The 20,520-nt window shown below is 40.4% G+C and carries 26 protein-coding genes; all 26 read right to left on the bottom strand.

The features are described 5' to 3' along the window. Positions 1-46: 46 nt before the first annotated feature. Positions 47-1,975: a type IV secretory system conjugative DNA transfer family protein gene (locus tag M988_RS21980; RefSeq protein WP_064576042.1), complete on the bottom strand. Its 1,929-nt coding sequence runs from the start codon at positions 1,973-1,975 to the stop codon at positions 47-49. Continuing rightward, positions 1,968-2,555: a type IV secretory system conjugative DNA transfer family protein gene (locus tag M988_RS21985; RefSeq protein WP_064576044.1), complete on the bottom strand. Its 588-nt coding sequence runs from the start codon at positions 2,553-2,555 to the stop codon at positions 1,968-1,970. The genes M988_RS21980 and M988_RS21985 overlap by 8 nt, the downstream gene beginning before the upstream one ends. A 9-nt stretch (positions 2,556-2,564) precedes the next feature. After that, positions 2,565-2,846, bottom strand: a complete 282-nt coding sequence (locus M988_RS21990) for a hypothetical protein (RefSeq protein WP_064576045.1) — start codon at positions 2,844-2,846, stop codon at positions 2,565-2,567. Positions 2,847-2,881: 35 nt separating this feature from the next. Continuing rightward, entirely contained in the window at positions 2,882-3,904 is a 1,023-nt protein-coding gene (virB11, locus tag M988_RS21995) for a P-type DNA transfer ATPase VirB11 (protein ID WP_064576050.1), read from the bottom strand. Further along, complete coding sequence (locus tag M988_RS22000) at positions 3,904-4,221, bottom strand: hypothetical protein (protein WP_064576053.1); 318 nt, start codon at positions 4,219-4,221, stop codon at positions 3,904-3,906. The genes virB11 and M988_RS22000 overlap by 1 nt, the downstream gene beginning before the upstream one ends. Before the next feature lie 92 nt (positions 4,222-4,313). Then, positions 4,314-5,516: a type IV secretion system protein VirB10 gene (gene virB10 / locus M988_RS22005; protein WP_064576056.1), complete on the bottom strand. Its 1,203-nt coding sequence runs from the start codon at positions 5,514-5,516 to the stop codon at positions 4,314-4,316. Further along, positions 5,509-5,709, bottom strand: a complete 201-nt coding sequence (locus tag M988_RS22010; protein ID WP_064576059.1) for a hypothetical protein — start codon at positions 5,707-5,709, stop codon at positions 5,509-5,511. The genes virB10 and M988_RS22010 overlap by 8 nt, the downstream gene beginning before the upstream one ends. After that, entirely contained in the window at positions 5,696-6,478 is a 783-nt protein-coding gene (locus M988_RS22015) for a TrbG/VirB9 family P-type conjugative transfer protein (protein WP_064576062.1), read from the bottom strand. The genes M988_RS22010 and M988_RS22015 overlap by 14 nt, the downstream gene beginning before the upstream one ends. Further along, positions 6,475-7,248 carry a VirB8 family type IV secretion system protein gene (locus M988_RS22020; protein WP_064576074.1) on the bottom strand — a complete coding sequence of 258 codons (774 nt, stop codon included), beginning with the start codon at positions 7,246-7,248 and terminating at the stop codon, positions 6,475-6,477. The genes M988_RS22015 and M988_RS22020 overlap by 4 nt, the downstream gene beginning before the upstream one ends. Then, positions 7,241-7,366 (bottom strand): hypothetical protein, encoded by a 126-nt coding sequence (locus M988_RS23275; protein ID WP_282956183.1) that lies wholly within the window; start codon positions 7,364-7,366, stop codon positions 7,241-7,243. The genes M988_RS22020 and M988_RS23275 overlap by 8 nt, the downstream gene beginning before the upstream one ends. Position 7,367: 1 nt before the next feature. Continuing rightward, complete coding sequence (locus M988_RS22025) at positions 7,368-8,309, bottom strand: TrbL/VirB6 family protein (RefSeq protein WP_064576078.1); 942 nt, start codon at positions 8,307-8,309, stop codon at positions 7,368-7,370. A 2-nt stretch (positions 8,310-8,311) separates the two neighbouring features. Then, positions 8,312-8,956: a type IV secretion system protein gene (locus tag M988_RS22030; protein ID WP_064576080.1), complete on the bottom strand. Its 645-nt coding sequence runs from the start codon at positions 8,954-8,956 to the stop codon at positions 8,312-8,314. A 62-nt stretch (positions 8,957-9,018) separates the two neighbouring features. Next, complete coding sequence (locus M988_RS22035) at positions 9,019-11,430, bottom strand: VirB4 family type IV secretion/conjugal transfer ATPase (protein WP_064576086.1); 2,412 nt, start codon at positions 11,428-11,430, stop codon at positions 9,019-9,021. Continuing rightward, a complete protein-coding gene (locus M988_RS22040; RefSeq protein ID WP_064576089.1) occupies positions 11,366-11,770 on the bottom strand; it encodes a VirB3 family type IV secretion system protein in 405 nt (134 codons plus the stop codon). The genes M988_RS22035 and M988_RS22040 overlap by 65 nt, the downstream gene beginning before the upstream one ends. Before the next feature lie 45 nt (positions 11,771-11,815). After that, positions 11,816-12,103: a TrbC/VirB2 family protein gene (locus tag M988_RS22045; RefSeq protein ID WP_064576129.1), complete on the bottom strand. Its 288-nt coding sequence runs from the start codon at positions 12,101-12,103 to the stop codon at positions 11,816-11,818. A gap of 63 nt (positions 12,104-12,166) precedes the next feature. Beyond that, on the bottom strand, positions 12,167-12,805 hold the full coding sequence (locus tag M988_RS22050; protein ID WP_064576092.1) for a lytic transglycosylase domain-containing protein: 639 nt from the start codon (positions 12,803-12,805) through the stop codon (positions 12,167-12,169). Between the two features lie 55 nt (positions 12,806-12,860). Next, on the bottom strand, positions 12,861-13,100 hold the full coding sequence (locus M988_RS22055; RefSeq protein WP_156518204.1) for a hypothetical protein: 240 nt from the start codon (positions 13,098-13,100) through the stop codon (positions 12,861-12,863). A 40-nt stretch (positions 13,101-13,140) separates the two neighbouring features. After that, entirely contained in the window at positions 13,141-13,332 is a 192-nt protein-coding gene (locus tag M988_RS22930; RefSeq protein WP_156518205.1) for a hypothetical protein, read from the bottom strand. 28 nt (positions 13,333-13,360) lie between these two features. After that, entirely contained in the window at positions 13,361-13,747 is a 387-nt protein-coding gene (locus M988_RS22060) for a hypothetical protein (RefSeq protein ID WP_064576100.1), read from the bottom strand. A gap of 361 nt (positions 13,748-14,108) precedes the next feature. Continuing rightward, on the bottom strand, positions 14,109-14,597 hold the full coding sequence (locus tag M988_RS22065; protein ID WP_064576103.1) for an NfeD family protein: 489 nt from the start codon (positions 14,595-14,597) through the stop codon (positions 14,109-14,111). Between the two features lie 14 nt (positions 14,598-14,611). Next, positions 14,612-15,547, bottom strand: a complete 936-nt coding sequence (locus tag M988_RS22070) for an SPFH domain-containing protein (protein ID WP_064576109.1) — start codon at positions 15,545-15,547, stop codon at positions 14,612-14,614. Positions 15,548-15,721: 174 nt separating this feature from the next. Beyond that, a complete protein-coding gene (locus M988_RS22075; RefSeq protein WP_064576112.1) occupies positions 15,722-15,955 on the bottom strand; it encodes a hypothetical protein in 234 nt (77 codons plus the stop codon). Between the two features lie 298 nt (positions 15,956-16,253). Next, complete coding sequence (locus M988_RS22080) at positions 16,254-16,541, bottom strand: hypothetical protein (RefSeq protein ID WP_064576115.1); 288 nt, start codon at positions 16,539-16,541, stop codon at positions 16,254-16,256. A gap of 151 nt (positions 16,542-16,692) precedes the next feature. Next, a complete protein-coding gene (locus M988_RS22085; protein WP_064576116.1) occupies positions 16,693-17,013 on the bottom strand; it encodes a hypothetical protein in 321 nt (106 codons plus the stop codon). A gap of 9 nt (positions 17,014-17,022) precedes the next feature. Beyond that, the gene (locus M988_RS22090; RefSeq protein ID WP_064576118.1) at positions 17,023-18,048 is read right to left on the bottom strand and encodes a replication initiation protein; all 1,026 of its coding nucleotides are present in this window, start codon (positions 18,046-18,048) and stop codon (positions 17,023-17,025) included. Positions 18,049-19,615: 1,567 nt separating this feature from the next. Further along, the gene (locus M988_RS22095; RefSeq protein ID WP_064576120.1) at positions 19,616-20,305 is read right to left on the bottom strand and encodes a PAS domain-containing protein; all 690 of its coding nucleotides are present in this window, start codon (positions 20,303-20,305) and stop codon (positions 19,616-19,618) included. Between the last annotated feature and the right edge of the window lie 215 nt (positions 20,306-20,520).

Raw genomic sequence — 20,520 nt, forward strand, 5'->3', positions numbered from 1 at the left:
ATGTCAGATTACAAATCGTGGCATTCCCGGCGTTATCATGGACAGATTAAGCAGACTCCTTTAATTTTGGTATTTCAGCGTTTTCAGGTTTGGGGAGGGAGAAACCGGAGAATTTAAGGTTGATAAAAGGAATATCAACCGGATTAGCGACAGAAAACAACTTCCTTTCATTGAATTCTGGCTCATCAAAATAAATAATCTTGTTCGCTATGAAAGGTCTGACTTTTTCCATGATGATAATTTCATGCAAGCCAACGCCTTTATATTCAACATGACCAAGTTCAACTACTTCTTGCGGCAACATGACTTCACGGCCAAAATCTGACTGATTATCGCCGGTAGTGCTTCCACCTTTAGCGCGTGATTTGGATTTAGATTTAGATTTAACCGTCTTCTTACCGATAGTTTCACTAACTAATTTAGCCTCATCGCCAACAACTTTAGGTGGGTAAATCAATTGTACCGCACAGTTATCTATTAACGCCTGAGCACCTTCTTTACCATATAATTTATCATCTTCAAGCTGGCCGCGAGTCTGAATAATAATCATATAGCGAATATTATAACCCGCCGTATAAGCAATAGACTTCTGGATAATACCCACACGCCCCATAGACGTAAATTCATCGAGAACAAGCAAGCATTGATACTTTAGCGATTTATCCTGTTCTGGTAACGTTTTTGTATTAACGTTAATCAGCAAACTAAAGAACAAATTGATGAGTTTTGAGTAGGTATCTAACTGAGTAGGATCGATACCAAGATAGATTGACATACGGCGTTTACGAACATCACGTAAATCAAAGTCGTCGCCACTGGTGGCGGCGGCACATGCAGCACCGCCAAACACGGCCAGAGGCGCAGTCAGGTTAGAAAGAATGCTACCCTGTGTTTTTTCCGGCGCGGCCATAAAGCGGTTAAACTCAGCAACACAGGCCGCTGAGAGTGGTTTGTTGCGCTTTTTCGCAATGTCTATCTCTGATTGCATCCATGCGTTCAACCCACCGTCTGGAGAGGTCAGAGAAAGCAATTGCGCCATTGTGACCGGCATCCCACTGTCTTCACAATCCAGCATATAAAGAATCAGACCACGAAACAGGTTTGCGGCCAGCTCGTTCCACACATCGTTATCACCGCCGCCAGTAGGAAAGAGGATCTTCCCGATAATATTGATATCTGCATCGCGGAAATTGGGGTTACGGTTGATGTAGGTTAGCGGGTTCCATCGATGCGAACGCAGCAGTTCGCCGTTCTTCTGTCTCTCAATCTGAGATAATTTCTCTTCTTCAGGTAACGCCTTCCACTTATCCGTTTCTTTCAGTGCTTCGAATTGTTCATCAGTAAAACCGAAACCCGCCGGAGAGAACAAATAAACCTCTTGGCCGACTGATTTTCTAAAGCCCCCGGTAAAAAGGAAGTTCTCAAATTTGATATCAAGTACCGTCACGCTATCACGGTAATTAAGCAGGTTAGGAATAACGATCCCAACCCCTTTACCGGAGCGCGTAGGCGCTGCAATATAAACAAACTGCTGTCCAGAAAATCGCAGGTACTGACCTTTATAGCGTCCTTTTGCCATTTTCCCGATAAGAACTTCAGGATGCTTACCTTTCCCAATTTCGTTTTTTAGCGGGAAAAGTTTACTTTTTGCTAAATCGCGGTCATTCGCTAATCTGGCACTACCATAAAGCTCTTCTTTCTTCCGCATTCCAACCAAGATAGCTATCAAAAGAAACAGCGGTATCAGACAAGGTGCAACAGCACCGGCTCCCCCGGCTAACAGATATTTTTTAAATTCATGAATACCTTTGTATCGCTCGTAGTATTTATACAGCGTGTCGTAAGATAAAAAGCTCATATCAATATGTGTCATTTTCAGAAACACATAACCGCCAAGGTATTGACCACCAATGACAGCAACGACAAACAGGACAGTGAAGAATATGAGTAAGGGAATTAATTTTTGCTTAGTCATGATTTTTCAATTCCCAATCATCTGCGTGTGGATCAAGAACAACTAAGGTATCGGCATATTTAATAACATCCGGTATAATTAAACCGACACCTTTCCCTTTGGCTGCATATTGATAATCAGGAAAAATCAAATCATACCGCCGTTCCAGCCCAACACCAGATTCAGGATAAAGCCGGGAAAGTATAAATTTTGCCTCAAACAAGCCTTGTATATTAGGCTCTGGAGGTGTTTGTGAAAGAACAACAAAAACACATCCACTTGATCTGGATTTCCTGAGCAATTTGACCAGCACATCCAATACTTCTTTATTCTCTTTGGAGTCGAAGACAATGCCATCTAAAATGCAGACTGTATTTTTCATTTCAGACAGTCGGGTAACATCTTTAATTGATATTTCCTTGCATTGAAAATCAAAATATTCAGCTTTGATATGCTCATTATATCGTTCAGCTAAAGCACTTTTCCCTGAACCTGTGACACCTACTAAAAGCAAATGACCATCGACACAGGAGATTTCTTTCAAAAACTTCTTATAGACACTACGCAAGGATTTTCCATTTACTGCTGGATATCTTTTCATATCGCCCTCTCATTTAGATTTAGTCAATTGCTCGTTTTCTTTCAATGCAATTAATTGCTTCAATAAACTGTTATTTACCTCAAGAGTGAGTTGAATTTTATTCATTTCATCAAGCTGTTTAAGCTGTAACTCTTGAAGAGCTTTAGCATTGGCAGCAGCGTTAACATCAATAACAGGTGTTCCTGAACCGTGAACCTCACCAATAGAACACCCTGCACAGGGAATGCCTGTTGCATTACCAGCCAACGGCATTAACAAGCATAACGATACCGCAAAAAATTTAATTTTCATGTATAAGTCCTAGCATTATTGTCGGTAAGCAGTAATCACATTGAGCTTAGAATTGAATTTTTTTCTTCCGGGTTAAAATAAATTTCCTTCATATAGGAATGTTTAAAGAAACAAACAATATCAATAGATGATTTGATTGTATTAAGAATGAAATTATAATCCAGAGTTTGACCAATTTCAGATTGTTTAACTAATGCAGCGATTCGAGAGAATGCGCTATAACAATCATTAGCATGAGTCGTTGTAATACTGCCACTATGCCCCGTATTAAGCATTTCAATATAGTTCCATGCCTCATCCCCGCGCAACTCTGCAAGAAATACATGGTCTGGTTTCATTCGCATACAAGCTTCAATAATCTGCTTAGGTTTTACACCGTCCTTATGGTAGAAGAGATGCAAATGATTGGGATGATATGGAAGATTAAGTTCATGAACATCTTCTATTGTGAATATGCGCCGGTCACGAGGATATAAATCCGCAACGGCTTTCATGAATGTTGTTTTACCGGAACCGGTTCCCCCCACTAATAGAATATTTAAGTGGTTATCAACCGCCGTCTGGAAAAATCGCTCCATATCTTGCTGATCAAGCATTTTGAGCATCTTCTTTTGATACTCAGTCAAATCATGAAGCTTTTTTCGCGCTAAAGAGAAGCCTGAAAGCCGGTTAGTCTCGACATACCCCCCAAGCGTAAATCGAGTATCAGAGGGTTTACGAATTGTCATAGAGACACATTGCTGTATTGTGGCCGGAGGAAGCACGATCTGGCCGCGCTGGCCGTCAGGTAAAACAACTGACTGGATAGGGTTAGACGCACCAACAACATCACCGCTGTTGCTGAATACAGAAAGGGAGTTTGCAAGCCTCATACACTGCTCAAAAGAGCATCGTTGTTCGTCCTTAAATTCCCAACCATCACCGCGATCAAACCAGATTTTTCCCGGTTCGTTTATTGCAACTTCGGTAATGCCATCCATATCTAATACTTGCTGTATGCCAATTTTAGATAACTGGCTACGCGCAAGCATTGAACGGTCAAAATCGTCATCTGCCATTAATTTCTCCACTCAATAAGAGAAATAGAACGAACAGTAGCGATAACACTCTGGCGGGCTTTGTCAGACAAGGACAAATATCGTTTAAATAAGGCAGCAGCGTCAGAGTCAATACTTCCATCATTTGTTAACTGTTCAAATAAAGCAGCTAACTTATAAAAATCTAATGAATATAAATCTTTATATACATCATCCCCACAATAAATACACCCACGAATCAAACTAAACGCTTCCTTTGTCCAGAAATCATGTCCAAAAGAGGACATTGCCAACCGTATACTACCATTAGCTTGTGATTTTTGAAATTCATTCAACATATTAACTTCCTCAGTATTTATTAAATTCAGGCAAATTTAATCTCTCGCATATGACAACCTCATATAATGATAGGGGGCATAGCCCCCTTTAATTAACGGTTGATATAGACGCTACTAAAATCAATATTACGTGGAACTAATATATTCATCATTTCACCCTGATTTATATATGCAGTCGGTGGAATATTGATTGTATTGTCCAGTGCTTTAGAAGCCATGCTTTCGGCATTGCTGGTTGTGTTATCAATACTGACATCAGAATCATTCTTGCTTGCGGCATTTGCGGCTGTAGCAAAGAGATCATCAATGAATGACAGCATGATTGCACCACCGAAACGCTCAGCATAATGGTTATCAACCCACGCTTCAGCCCCGGAAGCACCTAAGCTATCCGTTCCTAAGCTATCCATTCTTACCGTTACACCTTCCGGGGTATCAGCTTCAGTCCAGTTAAGGAAGACTCGCGCCTGTCCCTGACTAACTGCTACTTTCTGCTCACCAAAGAACGTCGTTCCTCGACGCAACAAAAGCGTGGCCGCATTAGCGGAATAAATATCTTTGGTTAACTGGCAAAGAACCAATCCTTTGTAGGTTGTCACGATCTTCGTTTTCAACACACACGGCAGTTGAGTACCATGAACCAGTAGATAGTCTTTGTTACCCAACAGGCCAACCTTACCGTCAGAGTAAGACTCACCTTTCAGAGAATCATTCATTGCCCCGCCCTGATTCTGCGGTGCATTGTCTTTCTTAGTATCCTTCCCAAGATTAACTAACGTTTCTCCCTGCAACTTCCGTTGAGCTGGCGTCAATGGGGCTTTGTTATTTCCCTTACCGGCAGTTCCCCCGCCTGAAGCCTGAACATCAGGATCAGGCATATCATTCTGGTGCTTAATCCGCTCCAGTTCAGCCTTCTCTCTTTCAGCCCGTTCTCTTGCCTCCTTTTCCTTTCGGGCTTTGTCTATGGCGTCCTGTTGCGCTTTCTGACGTGCGGCTTCGTCTTTCTGCTGGTTTTTTACAATCTCATCCATCTTTGAAGATAATGAGCGATCATCCTGTTGAGAAGTCAAAAGCGTTTCATCTACCTGAAGCCGCTGATTTGCATTATCATCAGGTTGTGCACGTTTTTTTAGTACAATAGGAACAATGACAATCACGAGAACTAAAATAACAACGATAAATAGCAAAAGAATTAAAGCCTTTTTGCTTTTCTTTTTACCTTTGACTTTTAAATTACCGCGATCACCAACCGTTGGAATAGCGCCATCATTCTCATTATTTGATTCGTCAGTCATTAGCGCCCTCCTTTTTAACCAACGATGTTATTTCATTAGTGCGAAAAATAACTTTAACATTGCAATTATCCAATATAGCTTTTGCCATATTATCTATTTCTGTTTCTGATAATTGACTGTAATCAGGAATAGAAAGAATTGACATGCCGGTTCTTGGTGAAGCGTAAATTAAGCTATGATTATTTTGTTTCATTAATAACCTCCCTCTTCAAGCCGGTTGACGTGGCATTTGTACTGTATGAAGCTGGCTTGATAGAGTCAGATTTAATGCCGAGTACCAAGTTACCCAATCTCACCCGATATTGATTTGCCACTTCATGGATAACCATTACGTCATTTTCCATATGCGTATTTACCAGCCCTTCCTTACCATCAGGAAGAATGCGGTAGACAATTGGAAGATCCGTAGAACTTGGAAAGCGCAGACAGGTAAAGCGGCCATCGTCCCATGCGCCCACAGGCGCAATTGCCGAATCGCCTTTCTTCTGATAGTTCCAGTTCATATGGCCGGTAGTCATACACGGCAACGGAGGCTTGCTATTGAAGACATTTTTAGGTGGCACTGGATAGACAAAACGCACAATCCACGCCGCCGGAACGCCTTTAGATACAGACTCTAAAGAAAATGCGTAGGTACGTTTATTTGAAACCAGAGTAACGTTGGTATCTGGCTGTTCAGCAATTGGACGCAGAAAAATACTGTTGCCGCGAACGCTGACATTCCACGCCAACGGATCTCCGAGTCCCATCCCTGCTACCGGCTCAGTAATAAACTCATCTTTATCAAGCTGAATGAGCGTTGAAACCCCCTCTTTAACTTTGATTCGCGTCACATCATCCGGGTTATAAAGAACCGTCTGGATGCGTGAATCATAGGCTGTACGTTGGGGGTTAATTTCTGCGTGAGCGACGGTGGATAAAAGCAAGGTTGCGACAAGAGATAAAGCTAATCCCCTTTTCATCGTTTACCTCCGGCCACATTTTCAGGATCGGCACGATAGCTAACAACACGGAATCCAAGTGGATTAATTAACCGTTGTTGCTCAGTGCGAATCTTTTTCAAATAGTCATATGCTATTGTCGCAACAAAGTTAGCCGGTTTATATTCCGGTGCCATTGTTCCGTTAGAATTTTTGACATACTTGATAAAACGCACCTGCGCTACATCACCTACAAAAGTAACGGAAACAACACGCACCATTACTTTCTTATCTTTCTTTAAGAGATAAAGCGGCGACACGTCTTTATTTTCAATAATGGTCTTATATTCAGTAAAGACTTTATCATTTGTCATTAAACCGACCACATCATACATATTTTGCACTGTTTGCCATTCGTATGATTCCCGATTAGTCACGAACTTACTTAGCCAGTATTTATCTAACTCCTGACCATATGTAGTTTGAGCGTCACTCATAGGAGTAACAACATCGGTATAACCGGTATTGTTATCAACACGAATAACATATGGCATCACCTTTTTAAGTGGCATCATCATTGCTATTGCTGCTGCCATCAAAGCGGTAACAACACAAGCAATAATAGCGATCCGCCATGCTGTTTTTGCACTTTTAAAAGCTAACGTTATCCGGTCATTTTCAAATTCCCTAACCGCCTTAAAATGCAAATCAGCATTTGTCTTTGCGATTTTTTCTTCTTTGGGAGATTTAGCTTTTTGCGCAGCTTCAGCATTCTCACCCAAGATTAATTTTTTATTACCACGTTTAAACATGTGTATTTGCCCCTGCATTATTAATTGGTGTCCACTCGCCTGTAGGTTCAGGCGGCACAGGAGGGCTTGAGCATCCCGCTAAAAGAGCAATAAGCAAAACCAGAGCTATTTTTTTCATCTCAGCCACCTTTAATACCGTTTTTCATGAAATTGGAAACAACCGAAGCTGCTTTACCAGCAACGCCGCCTGTCATTTTCTTAGCGATACCCGCCCCTCCACCAACCATTGAATTAGTTGCTCCAGTTAAACCATTAATCCCCATTCCACCCGTTAAGGTTGAAACAAGAACACTTATTTGCTGGATAACAAAGACACTAATAAAGAACACAATGATTATCTGAAATGAAGATTCAACCCCCAAATCGGCAAGATTAAATTTGCTGGTAATGAAGTCATTTAATATACCGATTGCAAGCGTGTACATAACGCTTAACAATATATAGTTAAGACACTGCCCACACCAACTTGTAAAAAAACCTCTTGTTGGTGGATAAAATGCGAACCAGATAAATATCGGGCCAACATCCAGTAACAGGCCAACCATAAACTTAGCGACTAACAGATATGCTGCCGCGTAGAATATAAATACAAATGACCCAATATAAGTAAGCACAACCGCATATAATGCCTGAAAAGAAACACTCCAATCGTCAGTAAGACCGAATTGCATCTTATCAATCATTGTATCAAGACTGGTCTTTACATTACTTATCATCGAGTCCAGCGCCGTAGCTGATGCCGGGCTACCTGTCACCGCTGCACTGATTTGATCTCCTGCACCTGTGACAAATGGAACAACATACTGGATATAGTAAGGAGAACTCACGGTGAATGCCGAGACAAGCGCAAGTGACATTACATTTTTAATAACCTCAGATACGATCACCTCCTGATTCGTATACATTATTTTATAAGTAATGAAGATAACATAAACTAACAATGCCGCCCCCATTACGGGGGCAACAGCAGAAGTAATAGCAGATACAGAACTGCCGATTTGATTAGTTATTACGTTTGAAAGATCATTGAACAAATCAGAAATAATATTTTCGATTGCCATCGTCATTTACTCCTGAATTCGTCAATCCATGACTGAGCGCGTGCTTTGTTCTGTATATGCTCCCTTTGTTCCATCATTGTTTTCACTGCATTGACTTTAGCCTGTTCGTTTTGAATTTGAGTTTGCTCAAATAAAATACGGTTGGCGTAATCAGATTTTTGCTGCGGCGTTTGCGCAGAATTCATATAAGAGGCAAGCTGTTCAATATTCTTAGTACGTTGAACCGTTGAATCATATGCTTCCTGCATGGTATTCAGGTTACTGAGTAATGAATCGTACTGCTCCTGAACTTCAGGATTAGACGATTTCAATTGGTACTGGTCACGTAAACCAGAAACATCCCCTGAACTATAAATATCAGTCCAGTTGTCAGGAAGATAACTAGTCAAGGTTGGATCATTTAAGATATCGCCCAAACTCCAGTTACCTTCAAAACGGGCTTTCTCAGCTTCAGCAGCCGCTACAGCTTGATTGTACTGGTCTTTGAGCTGGTTAAGCTGGTCAGCAGCTTGTTGAGCGGTTTCAGTAGCGTTCTGTACCATTTGCATAATACTACCGGCATCAAATACCGGGATACCTGTCGCGTTAGCGATAAGAGGCGCAGTAAAATAACAGGCAATAAAGACTGATAATAATTTTCGTCTCATATTAATATCCTCAAAAAAAAAGACGCCTTAAGCGTCTTTATCAACAAACCAAAAATCAGGTATTAACCTTTTCGTTTCTCTCTCAGCCTCCGTTGAAACTCAGGAATCCAGATATCAGGATCTTCGGTATTTAGCTCTTTACGAATACGCTCACATAATGCAATTGAAGACGTTGAACCTGAGATAATAGGTAGAAAGTCGTCAAATCCAGATAAATCCATTTTGGCGAAACAAGATGAATTTGATTGCTTCACCAAAAACATTCTACACTCTTTATCCAGCTTTGATATTTCATCAAACTCTTTCTTCGTACAGCCAATTTTCAAATAACTTTCTTCCACAGCATCAGGATTAGGAAGAAGTATTTTTGTAGGCGTTTGCTGAACTATCGCAGAGAATATTTCACAATTAATTGCATCCTCCGGCGACTGAGAAATTAACCAGAGAAATTCACCTTTTAAACGACCAGCTTTTAACCCTGCTTTAATCAAGCTCTGAGTTAATGGGAAGTTCGCAGGCATCCAGAACTCTTCAACAATGGTTAACATCAACCGGCCTTCTTTCTGCATCATGTTCTTATAGAAGAACAGTGTTGCTAAAAGTGGTTCGGTGGCAGCATGGGTTTTACCACTATCATCTTTCTGAAGAATAACCGTGGTATCAAAACCAATCTTATCAAAATCATTAGGATTGAATTTATTAACCGGGGAATCTAATGCCCATGCCAATTTACCGCCTTCACTGGCACACCATTTAGACAGTCGAGTATGTAGATCACTTGTACTTGGAATATCGAGCAGTAAGGCGCTAAATCGCCGCTGTTCAACATCCAACCCCAATACGGCATCAACGGCATTTTTAACAATTTTGGCGTCTTTATCTGAGATTTTACCATTCTCATCTGAAGCACAACGTTCAACTAAGCGATAAAGGAACTGGCGAAGTTCTGGTGTAGGTTCATTAACAACGTTCCCACTATCATCAAGATACGTTATCTGGAAAGGATTCAAGCCCGTGAACACCCCTTCCTGAAGAGTAAAGTAGCTTCCTCCATACGCCCTGACAAAAAGCTCAGTTGACCGGTTAAAGTCAATAACAAACATCTGTGGATCAAAACGCTGTACAAACGCGCACATCGTGGCTTCCAGCGTAGTTTTCCCTGTACCGGTAGCACCAAGAATCAAAGCATGGCCAGCGATAAACTGTCCGGTTACATTCTTATGTAAATCGCTATAGTGGGTATTCAGAAAATACAGACCATCTGAACGTGTTTTCACCGGCATAATTGCCGTACCGTCGCCTATAGGGTTCCCTGTAGGCTTACCAAACGAGTAGTTGTGAAATGACACACCACACGCCAGATTAGCCGACGTTCTCACGGATGATAACGGACGGTATTTGGATGAGGGCATGATACTGATGAATGCAAACGGTGCTTCTAGGTTGCATTTAAGCCATCGAGCACCACGTCCAAGCGTCAAAAATTCACTGGCTACTTTGTTACCGTTGTTTAGTGCCTGTTCCGGGCTGTTGCCGTAGACAATCAAAGACGCTTGATAGTCACCAAATTGAGCCTCACCACTGGAAAGAACAGCTTTACCTAACTCCAGTTCCTCCACCTGATGAGTCGCAGCATCACTAACAGAAGCCAATTTGTTCTGCTGCTGGTCAATCATTTTTAGGCTCTTCTGCGACGAAGTAAAAAGGAATGACTGCGACAATACAAATTCATACGGAGCTGCTAACAGAAAATCCCACATTCCATTTTTAGTTTTTGCAGGGTAATCTTTTAAGAGATAACTGACCGCAAAACGACTATTTAACGTCTCCTTATTTCTGATTTCCTCAACATCGTAACCAAAAGCCCACTCACTGCTTTGAATTGATTCCGTAACCGGCGTGTGAGAGAGAGGTATTTGTGTTTCCTGTCCATTCAATAAAAATGACAAGAACTGGCTATTCTCACACAAATAAAGTCCATTAGCGGAGTCCTGAACCATAAGCAGACTACAGTTGAAATTTTTAAATACCGTCAATGCCTGATTATTAATGTTAGTGAGCTGTTCCACACCATCATTAAAATCAGAATACTTTAAGACAAACGTGACATAGTATTGTGTCTTAAAAAAATTTCCGTTTTCGAATGACTCGCAGTATTTACTCACAAAGTCAGTAACAAACTGGCTTTTAAATTTATAACGTTGCAAGAGTGATACTCTTCTTTTGACTATATGTGTCCATATAGCCAAATTACCCCCACAATCTTTACCAATAGAACGCAGGTAGTTATTAACCGCAATGAATCTATTTCGAATCAGGTTATCTGATTCAGATTCATAGGGCATTCCTTCGATAACGATAGTGGAAAGTAACTTACCGTCTTCTGTACTGATAATACTATCAGTGACATTAAACTGATAAGGAGGAATCTTCCCCTCTATCGGAGATAGCTTTTTTGAAGAACCGTTTTGCATGGGATTCCCTTGATTTTTCATCGCCAGATACAAAAACTAAAACGTCGCTCCCTTGTTTCAGTCTTAGGAACGCCCCCTTTAGTCGCCAAGTCATGATTTCCATTGCATTTGGATCGTCTTCACATATAAGCTTCAGGACAAATAAGCAGAGAAAAACAACAGCAGGGAAAATAAGCCCATACCCTCCCCACATAAGTAGCCCTGCAAATCCACCGAATACCATTAAAAAGCATCCAAACAGCATAGGCATTAAAGGCACTCCCATAAAAAGGGCTGGCCTGTTCATGCCGTTATAAGAAACATACTCAGAATCATCTTCTGAATTTTTATCAACGCTCATAAGCAGCCTTAGCGGGGGAACAATCCCCCGCCTATAAAATTCCACTTACTGGAACAGATCCAGCGCCCAAGTACCGCCAACTACTGCACCACCGGCTAAGCAGCAATACACCAGAGCCATACCTACTTCCCCCCATGTTTTACGTTCCATGAAGGCCATTGCGCAGCAATACAGCAGGTAGACCAAAGCACCGACACCAACGAACGTAAACAACCATGTTTTAACATCAGTTAACGCGCTGGTAGCCGCATCAAGACCGCCCCCGGCAAACGCTGGTGACGCTAAGACCAATACAAAAAGAGCGCCGAAGGCGCTCTTAATTGATTTGGTCATGGTATTTTTAAAAGTCAGAGAGAATAGTGCAGTTTTCATTTTATTAAACATTACGTTTACCTTTTATAGATTGAAATCACCGTAAACATCCCAAGGTTGTTTCTTAGGCTTATTTTCGGCACTTGCTTGTGTTGAATCCTTTATATCGTCTTGAGCAACGACATAATCTTTATCAGAAGTGTCTTTATTGGGCTTAATCGCAGGGACGCTGTAAATTTTATTTACTGCGTTATTTGCCCGATCTACATAGCTTTCATTTTTCTTTCCTTCTTTAACAAACCCTCGTGACATATTTCCAGAGTAATAACAAGACAAAGCACCCCGAAGAGCGGCTTGCTCATCAGGAAATCGCTTATCTTTTTTTGCATCGATATAACATTGCTCGTATATTTTCGCGCCCGTAGCGATGTTATTACAAGGCTCATAGGCTTTTTCAATATCAATGCCATATTTAACGAAGTTCTTTTTATTAACTTGCATCAAACCAGCACTGTAGTTTTTCCCTTGTTTTTCTAGCTCCTTGGTGAATTTTATTGCACTTGCTTTATCTTCTGGATAAATAGAACTCCCATCGTCTACAACTGCAATAACATTTGGATTACCCGATGATTCAACACTAACGATGGTTTCCAGTGTTGTTGGGGCGACTTGTGGTGCGCATTGTAAAAACAACGCAGCTAGAGCGGCTTTTGTGAGTATCATTAAATTTACCTAAAAAAAAAGCCGCTTTAGCGGCATTGTCAATTCATCAAAACATTCATATTGCGCCGCGAGGTGGCTTTGATTTACCCCTCATTTTTTGCCGCCCAATCGCAGAATATCCATCACGCTGAAAATCACTTTTTATAGAAGGAGGATTTAGAGATAGATCATCCTCTTCTGGTACATCATCTTTACCCGGAGGCATAAAATTACTATTGATAGCCCTGTCTACCTTACTCCCCCTTTCTCTTTGTTTTTCCCTCCATAATTTTTGGCGTTCAAGTTCATCTTTCATTCGTTTAGTTCTCACAACATACATCGGCATATGTTCACCTCTATTGCTTATATCGGCTTCTTGAACAACGTATTTTCTTTGCCGCTTTTAAAGAATCTAAATATTTAGGAGTGAAATCTTTATAATTATCTGGAAATGAAATAAATGAGCGTCTAAATAGTTCATCATCCATGCCAAAATCCAATAAAGAGCATAAAGGCTCTTTGCAACTCTTATTTTTTAAATTACTCATAGATTCACCTAGAAGTTGATAATGGCTGTCAGTTATTTCTCCAGTAAGTAACGCCATCATCACAGTAATAAGCCGTCTTATCTGATTCTGGAGTAATAATCACGCCCATTTTCCCCGATGCTGTAATTCCAACTCCAGTATTGATATCACCTTGTACTTTTTGTACGACCTTGCAATTATGTTGCTGTTTGAAATCGTCCCATTCTTTACTTTCATTTACTGCATATACAACGATCAGTACGAAAAAAAAACCAACCCCAATAATGGTAATAAACGGCATAGCACAAGAGATAAAGCCATCAGAGTTCCCGGTCATATACTGCATTCCGAGATAAAGAAAATAGATTAAAGTGGCTACCCCACCAAAAATTAACAACTGCGTCAAAATGGAATCTGACGTTAATAACTCTTCCATCAGTTCTCCTTATTTATGGCGAAAAAAAACCCGCCACCACTCCTGATAGCGGGTACAAAAGAAGCAGTTAATACAATGTATTTGAAGAGCTACGCAAAATTTACTGGAGTGACGCCCATCGCTTCATGCAGATTTCACGTAGCGTTACCACACTCTCGCAGTGGCCTCGCTCATGCCCTTAAGTACCTGTCGCCTTCTGGCCGCTTATAACCGGTGCGCGTCTGGCCTTCGCACTGCTTTACCGAAGCTTGTTTTGATATAAGAACCTTGACCCGTCACTACACAGGCTCACCCAATGGCGACTCAGGGCAGAATCATTCTGCTGCATTGCCTTTCGGCTGCGGTCTAACCGTTTACGTTTTCATTCAGAACCCTCCTTATCTTCTGTATGCGCACAGTTGAATTCCCTGATTAATAATGTAATGCCATCAACAGCAAATACTTCTACCTCAATACCAGATTCAATATTACGACTGGCTCTTACAGGCCATATGCTATCGTTAACACGAACACTGCCAGAACAATTTACCAGTGTAGATTCCAATACAAACCTTCTTCCAATAAACTGACTGTTTCTTTTATTTAAGAATGGTTCAGTGTTTTCTTTTTTTGATAACCTAAACCATTTATCCCATAAGAAAAGAACAATAATAGTAATCGATGAAAACAGCACCCCTTGCCATTGCCAACCAACAGGGAAAAACCATACTAAGAAACCAGTTATGATCGCAGCTACAGCAGACCACAACAAATAACCGTTAGCCCCTACAACCTCTATCGCAAGAAGAACACCACCAGTACACAACCAAAAATAAATAGAATAATCTTGGTACAGCACTGTATTTATCATAATGCTATTTCCATTCAATTATTATTTGATACACCTTTAATTAATTCAGAAATTCCAGCAATAGACCCCATAAGGCTCGTTGAGTCCAACGGCATCATCACCAACTTACTATTAGATGCAGTCCCAATACTTGTTAATGCTTCAGTATATTTCTGAGCAACAAAATAATTGATAGCCTGAACATCTCCAGCAGCAATTGCTTCTGATACCATTTTGGTTGCTTGTGCTTCAGCTTCCGCTGAACGTTCACGCGCTTCAGCTTGTAAAAATGCGGATTGTTTTTCACCTTCTGCTTTTAAAATCTGAGATTGTTTTTCACCTTCTGCTTTCAAAATTGCAGCCTGACGCACACCTTCAGCATCAAGAATGCTGGCTCGTTTGGTACGTTCTGCTTTCATCTGAGCGTTCATTGCATCAACTAATTCTTTTGGAGGCTGAACATCACGAATTTCAATACGAGTAACTTTCACTCCCCAAGGATCAGTAGCATGGTCAATAGTTGCAAGGAGCTTAGTGTTGATACCATCACGCTGTGATAGCATTTCGTCTAATTCCATCGCGCCTAATACTGTACGAATATTCGTCATGACCAAACTGGAAATAGAACCATTTAAATTATTAATCTCATACGCCGCTTTTACAGCATCTATTACCTGTACGAAGCAAATAGCGTCAATAGTGACATTTGCGTTGTCTTTAGAAATTACCTCTTGTTTTGGAATATTCAGCACGCTTTCCATCATATTTATCTTGTGTCCGATGCGATCCATAAAAGGTATGACCACAGTTAAACCCGGATGCAAAGTTCTTGTGTACTTGCCAAATCGCTCAACATTCCACTCATAACCTTGAGGCACAATCTTGACAGCGGCACCGACAATGACCATAACCACGATTATAGAAATAAAACTAGCCAGTATAGTTGGTATAAAATGCAGAAATTCTAACATTGCAACACTCCTGTTTGTTTAAAAGACAATTTGAAAAAAACATTTTTGAAATTGCCCTTCGCTTTGAGCTTTTTACCTTATTACTTAGGCGTGACACGAGGCTCATCGTTCTTCCAGCAGTTATCCTCCAAATATGGCTGGTATTCGTCACTCACTTATTTTTAAAGAGCAAGGCTATAAGCCAGTTATCTTTTCGTCCACTTCGATTAATGCTTTTTCAAGAATTTCCTTTGCAAGTAAAGTCTTTGGAGAGTTTGGATTTAACAAGCGTAACTTAGCTAAAATATAGTTACCTCTACCACTCAGCCTTACATTAACCGTCGCGGATTCCCAAGTATTACCATTAGCAACATAACTTTCCCCTTCACTATTAGAAGGTGGTGTTGCGGTTTTTCGTGTTTTAGGCACTGTTGAGATTCCTTGTATTTTCCTCACGTTCTCACCTTCTCGATGAGTTATATTTTCCCACCTAATTACTCACTCAAAAAATACCCATACGAGGACATTTAGTATTTTTAATTTGAGTTATAGTTAGTAAATCCATTTAAAACAGAAGGTTATTGATGCGTGCAGGAGTAATTAAGTGTGGATTATGGCGATTTAAGTGCAATTTATGTGATGCAAATCACATTTCAAGCAGTGTTTTGGAGGTGTTTATGGACAAAAAAAGACGGCATTTGCCGTCTTTATGAGAGTATTTATCAATTCACGCTATTTTAGCTAAGCCGATTTGACGCCCCCATAGATCAGCCATCAAACGGCATAAGAAGATGGATCTGACTGCTTCCAGCCGTTCAGCGCCAAGGGCAACCTTACTTCTTTGTAGCGTTTTCTTGACTGCTTCTGTTGTGCAGTCACTATCCCTTGCAATGTCGATCACCTCAGTCCCAAGTACCCAACTCATCGTTAATCTAAACTGCTTTTCCGTTAGCTCAGGGAAAAGCGCCTTGATTTGTGTCAGTCCGTGGAGATGTGTAAAATCGAACGTAGCCATATGGCCTCCAGTCTAGGTTGTATGGTTAGCCGGTGCCGTCGTGGTCAAGACGGCGGCACTGGCGACAAGTAAGTTCACCTAGTTCTCATACTCTCTAGATCCTTTATAAGAACTAGGCTCATGTATTTTACCATTGAATCAATTAGTTAAATCACTTCGCTTTAACGTAGACACCACCGTTAGTACCAATTTTGATATGGTCGCTATCAATTAGTGTAAAAAGACGTTTACCTGTTTTTTCGTTCTCTAAGTATTTCCCTTCTTTCTCTACTGCATCATATTCACGATCCACTTTCATTTGAGTGTCAACTTCGTGAACTAAATAATGATCACCCTTGTCAGTAATCGTAGTTACGCCATGAGCAGGATTTTTCTCATATACCCACGAACCGGAAAAAGCACCGCTAACATTCTCTTTACAGGCAGTAAGAGCTAAAGCAATAACCATTACAGATAAAGTTTTCTTGAACATAATGATTCCTTATTTAATTTTAGACCTACGGCGTTCTAATTCTTGTGAATAATCAAACCTTTTACTAACGTCTCCCCACGTAACACCAAGAATACGGAAATAGCTCACCAACTTCTCTAAGTCGCTTATAGGTAACTGAGACGTATTATCATACTCTTTTAACGCTTTTTCATACTCCAATATAATATCAATGCACTTCCGCGCCCACTCACCTTCAGCATGAGAACCTACCTTAACTTTAGGTCTGGATGGTAATCGCTTACGTTTTGGTTTGATGGCCTGTAGCGTAGGATTATCTTCTTTAACAAAGCTAAATGATATTGCCGTGACCTTTCTTGATGTTTTATGTTCGTTCAACACAACTGAAATATCAGTGGATGCATTAATCTCATTAAGTGAGCGTTCAATGATTTTTTGCTTTAAGAACTTATATTCTTCATATGAGTTTTCAATACTAAGCATAGTTTTGAAATCTTTGAGCGTAATGCTATCAGTTGTTATCACCTCACCACTACGATAAAAATCCATATTCCTGTACTTACATATCCAAGCGTAAATTCGGAATGAATGCGGTGAAGTAAATGCAGATATTGCTTTCAATGCGAAAAGTGTAAAATTACCTTTTAGCTGGAACAATAGCTCTGATATTTCAGACGAAAATACTATTTCAAGAAAAATATTTTCATCACCTTCAATATCATATTCGACCTCCGACAACCATAACCTTCGTCTGCGTGTTCGCTTCCCTGTCTCTTTATCGACTGAATAAGTATCTATCGTTTTTCCTAATAGTCCATCAGCTATTGAAGATAAGCGATTACGGATGTTTTTATCCTTGATGTTGAACGTTTCAACAAATTCCTTGGTAGTGATCCTTACTCGCTTTTCGGGATGGTCGTTCTTGGTAATCTTTGAGATAGCAAGGTTAAGTAAGCGAAACTCATCGAGGGTGATTTTGTACACACCATCAGTAATAGCATTCGATTGGTAGACCAATTCGCCCTCTTTTGGCTCTAGCTTCGCAGGTAAGTTCATACAATCATTACTCTGTGTTACGACTCAATAATCAAACTCTATCAAAGGTAGATTTTTTTTACAATACTGGATACCTTTAAATTTTTAACAACATCGAAATCCGTTGATTAACTATTGAAATTAAAGAATTTATACGATTAATTTTCTAGGAAAGGAATCCTGAAATCGATATACCTTTGATTATTCCCCCCTTCCGTCCTGAAGTTTGGCAACCTTTCACCTAACCTGAAAACTGGATACCTTTGATCATGCGCCCCTGCGCATGGGAGGCGCTACGCGCCGGAGACTCCCGCAGCGCAGCGAGGACATAAAAGCGTTACGGCTTCAGCCGTAATAATCCCCCTCACTGCCAAGCCATACAATCAGCCAGCCAGCTCAATGCAAATGCCGTCTGGAACACCCCGTTAGCGCGGTTTACCGCGCTGTATCGGGGACTTAGCGTTAGACGCATAGCGGATTACGCTTAGTGACGGTAATCCACTATCCTGAAAATCGACTACCTTTCAGCTCAATTTGATTCCTGAAAACTGGCTACCTTTCATCGATTCGATACTCCTGAAATCTGGTTACCTTTGGCACGTTAATCACCTCCTGAAAAATGGCTACCTTTCGACTTCATGACTTCCTGAAAAGTGACTACCTTTTGTCGGTGCAAAACATTCCTGAAATCTGTATACCTTTAGAAAGGCATGAAAGACCCAAAAAAAAGCGCATACTCTAAAAATCCTCCACATACAAAAGATCCCAAATGGATACAAAAAACCATTTAGCTATTTAATATCATTAGGTTAAAGCGCATGATACGAACTAAATAAGCGAAGTTATCCACAGAATGATCAATTTGATAGTTATCCACACTGAAATCCGTATACCTTTAGCCTGAAAAGTGGATACCTTTCCCTGAAATCCGTATACCTTTAGCCTGAAAAGTGGTTACCTTTAGCCTGAAATCTGTATACCTTTAGAGTTTTAACTAATTGTTTTAATTGATGAAAAGTGGCTCCGAATTATAGAAGTATTCGAATAAAGATCGAATAATAAGAATAAAAAATCTAACGCGCTTTGCTTGTTTTTGATTTTTGCTCAAAAAATAATCATTTTTAGATACTAAAAAACATCAGCAACGAAATCCTCAATTTAAGGGCTTCTAGCAGCGTTTTAAGCTGTTCTGGTAGATTGGGTAGGCATAACGCCAAAAAAACGCTTATAGCGGCATCTGTGGAGCCACAATCAGTAGATCCTTTGCAGAGATCCACGATCCTTTTTCAGATCGCAATTCAAACTGAGGCTTTACTGTGCAAACCGGATATGTCGTGATAACGCGCAGAACTGCGCTTGTATCTCAACCCTACAGGCTTGCAACGTCTAACCTAAAACATGCGGCTGGCTCCTGATCCAGTTGGCATAAAGCCAGCCACATGCTACCGTTTTGACAAGTCACATTGTTAATGAGCAAAATCGAGGTGCTTTTCGATTTGCACATTTTGATTAGAAGCAATACCTCTAAATAGGTGCATGGTATAACAGTACAAAATGCACCTATTTTATAAAGAGGAATGATGATATATCATTTATTTGCTTTATCAGATATTAGGTCATATCCAATTTCCGCGAATCGTGGAGGTATATATAAATGCCAGCCTTCCCGGAATCCACAATTGAGCAATTCTTCTCTCCCCGAAGTTCCTGTTCGTAAAAACAACCTAGAAATTAAATTTCTGACTGATGTTTCTCTCAGATTTAAAATTTTAGAAATTTGTCTTTTCTCTATTCGTCTGAATAGTAAAAATAGTATATCCCATTCCCTCGGTGAAAAAATTTCTGTTGGAGGGGAGTAAGTAGCCTTACCATAGAATGGTTTATCAATGAAGTAACTCATTGATATTTGTTCAAAAGGTTTCAAGTGGAAGATTGTTCCGCTTATTTCTCCTGTGCTTGAAAAGCGAGGCCACTTTTCAAAAAGAAAAGTTCTATAGTTACCATTTATCAATAATGTTCCTACAGCCTCGTATCGTTCCCCTGTATTCATTACTTCTTGGTCATGTGACACAAGACCTTTTATTAACGGCTGCAATGAAGGTATAAAATCATAGCTTTTAAGATGTATTTTCTTTCTTTTCTCTATTGGCACATCTAAAAAATCAAAATAGGCTTTATTTGCATAAACATATCTGCTTTCTTTATCTTTAATTCCCCACGGTTCGTTACTTTTTTCAAAAAAATAGATTACTTCTTTTGGGACAGTTTTGATGGTCATGGTGTTTCCTGCTGATCCGGAGTCAATACGCGGTCTTCTAACTGGTGTTTTTTTTGATGTAGATCAATTCACTATCATTTTGAGTATAGAAGCTTGCACCTGTAGGCCGCTCAGCAAAGCTGACCGACCAACACACCGGAAATCACGCCCAAAACGCCCTATGGGGCATTCTGGCCGCTCACCGGTGCTTTCGGGCGCAAATCAGTAATAGCGTT

The organism is Hafnia paralvei ATCC 29927 (assembly GCF_001655005.1).
Taxonomy (GTDB): Bacteria; Pseudomonadota; Gammaproteobacteria; order Enterobacterales; family Enterobacteriaceae; genus Hafnia; species Hafnia paralvei.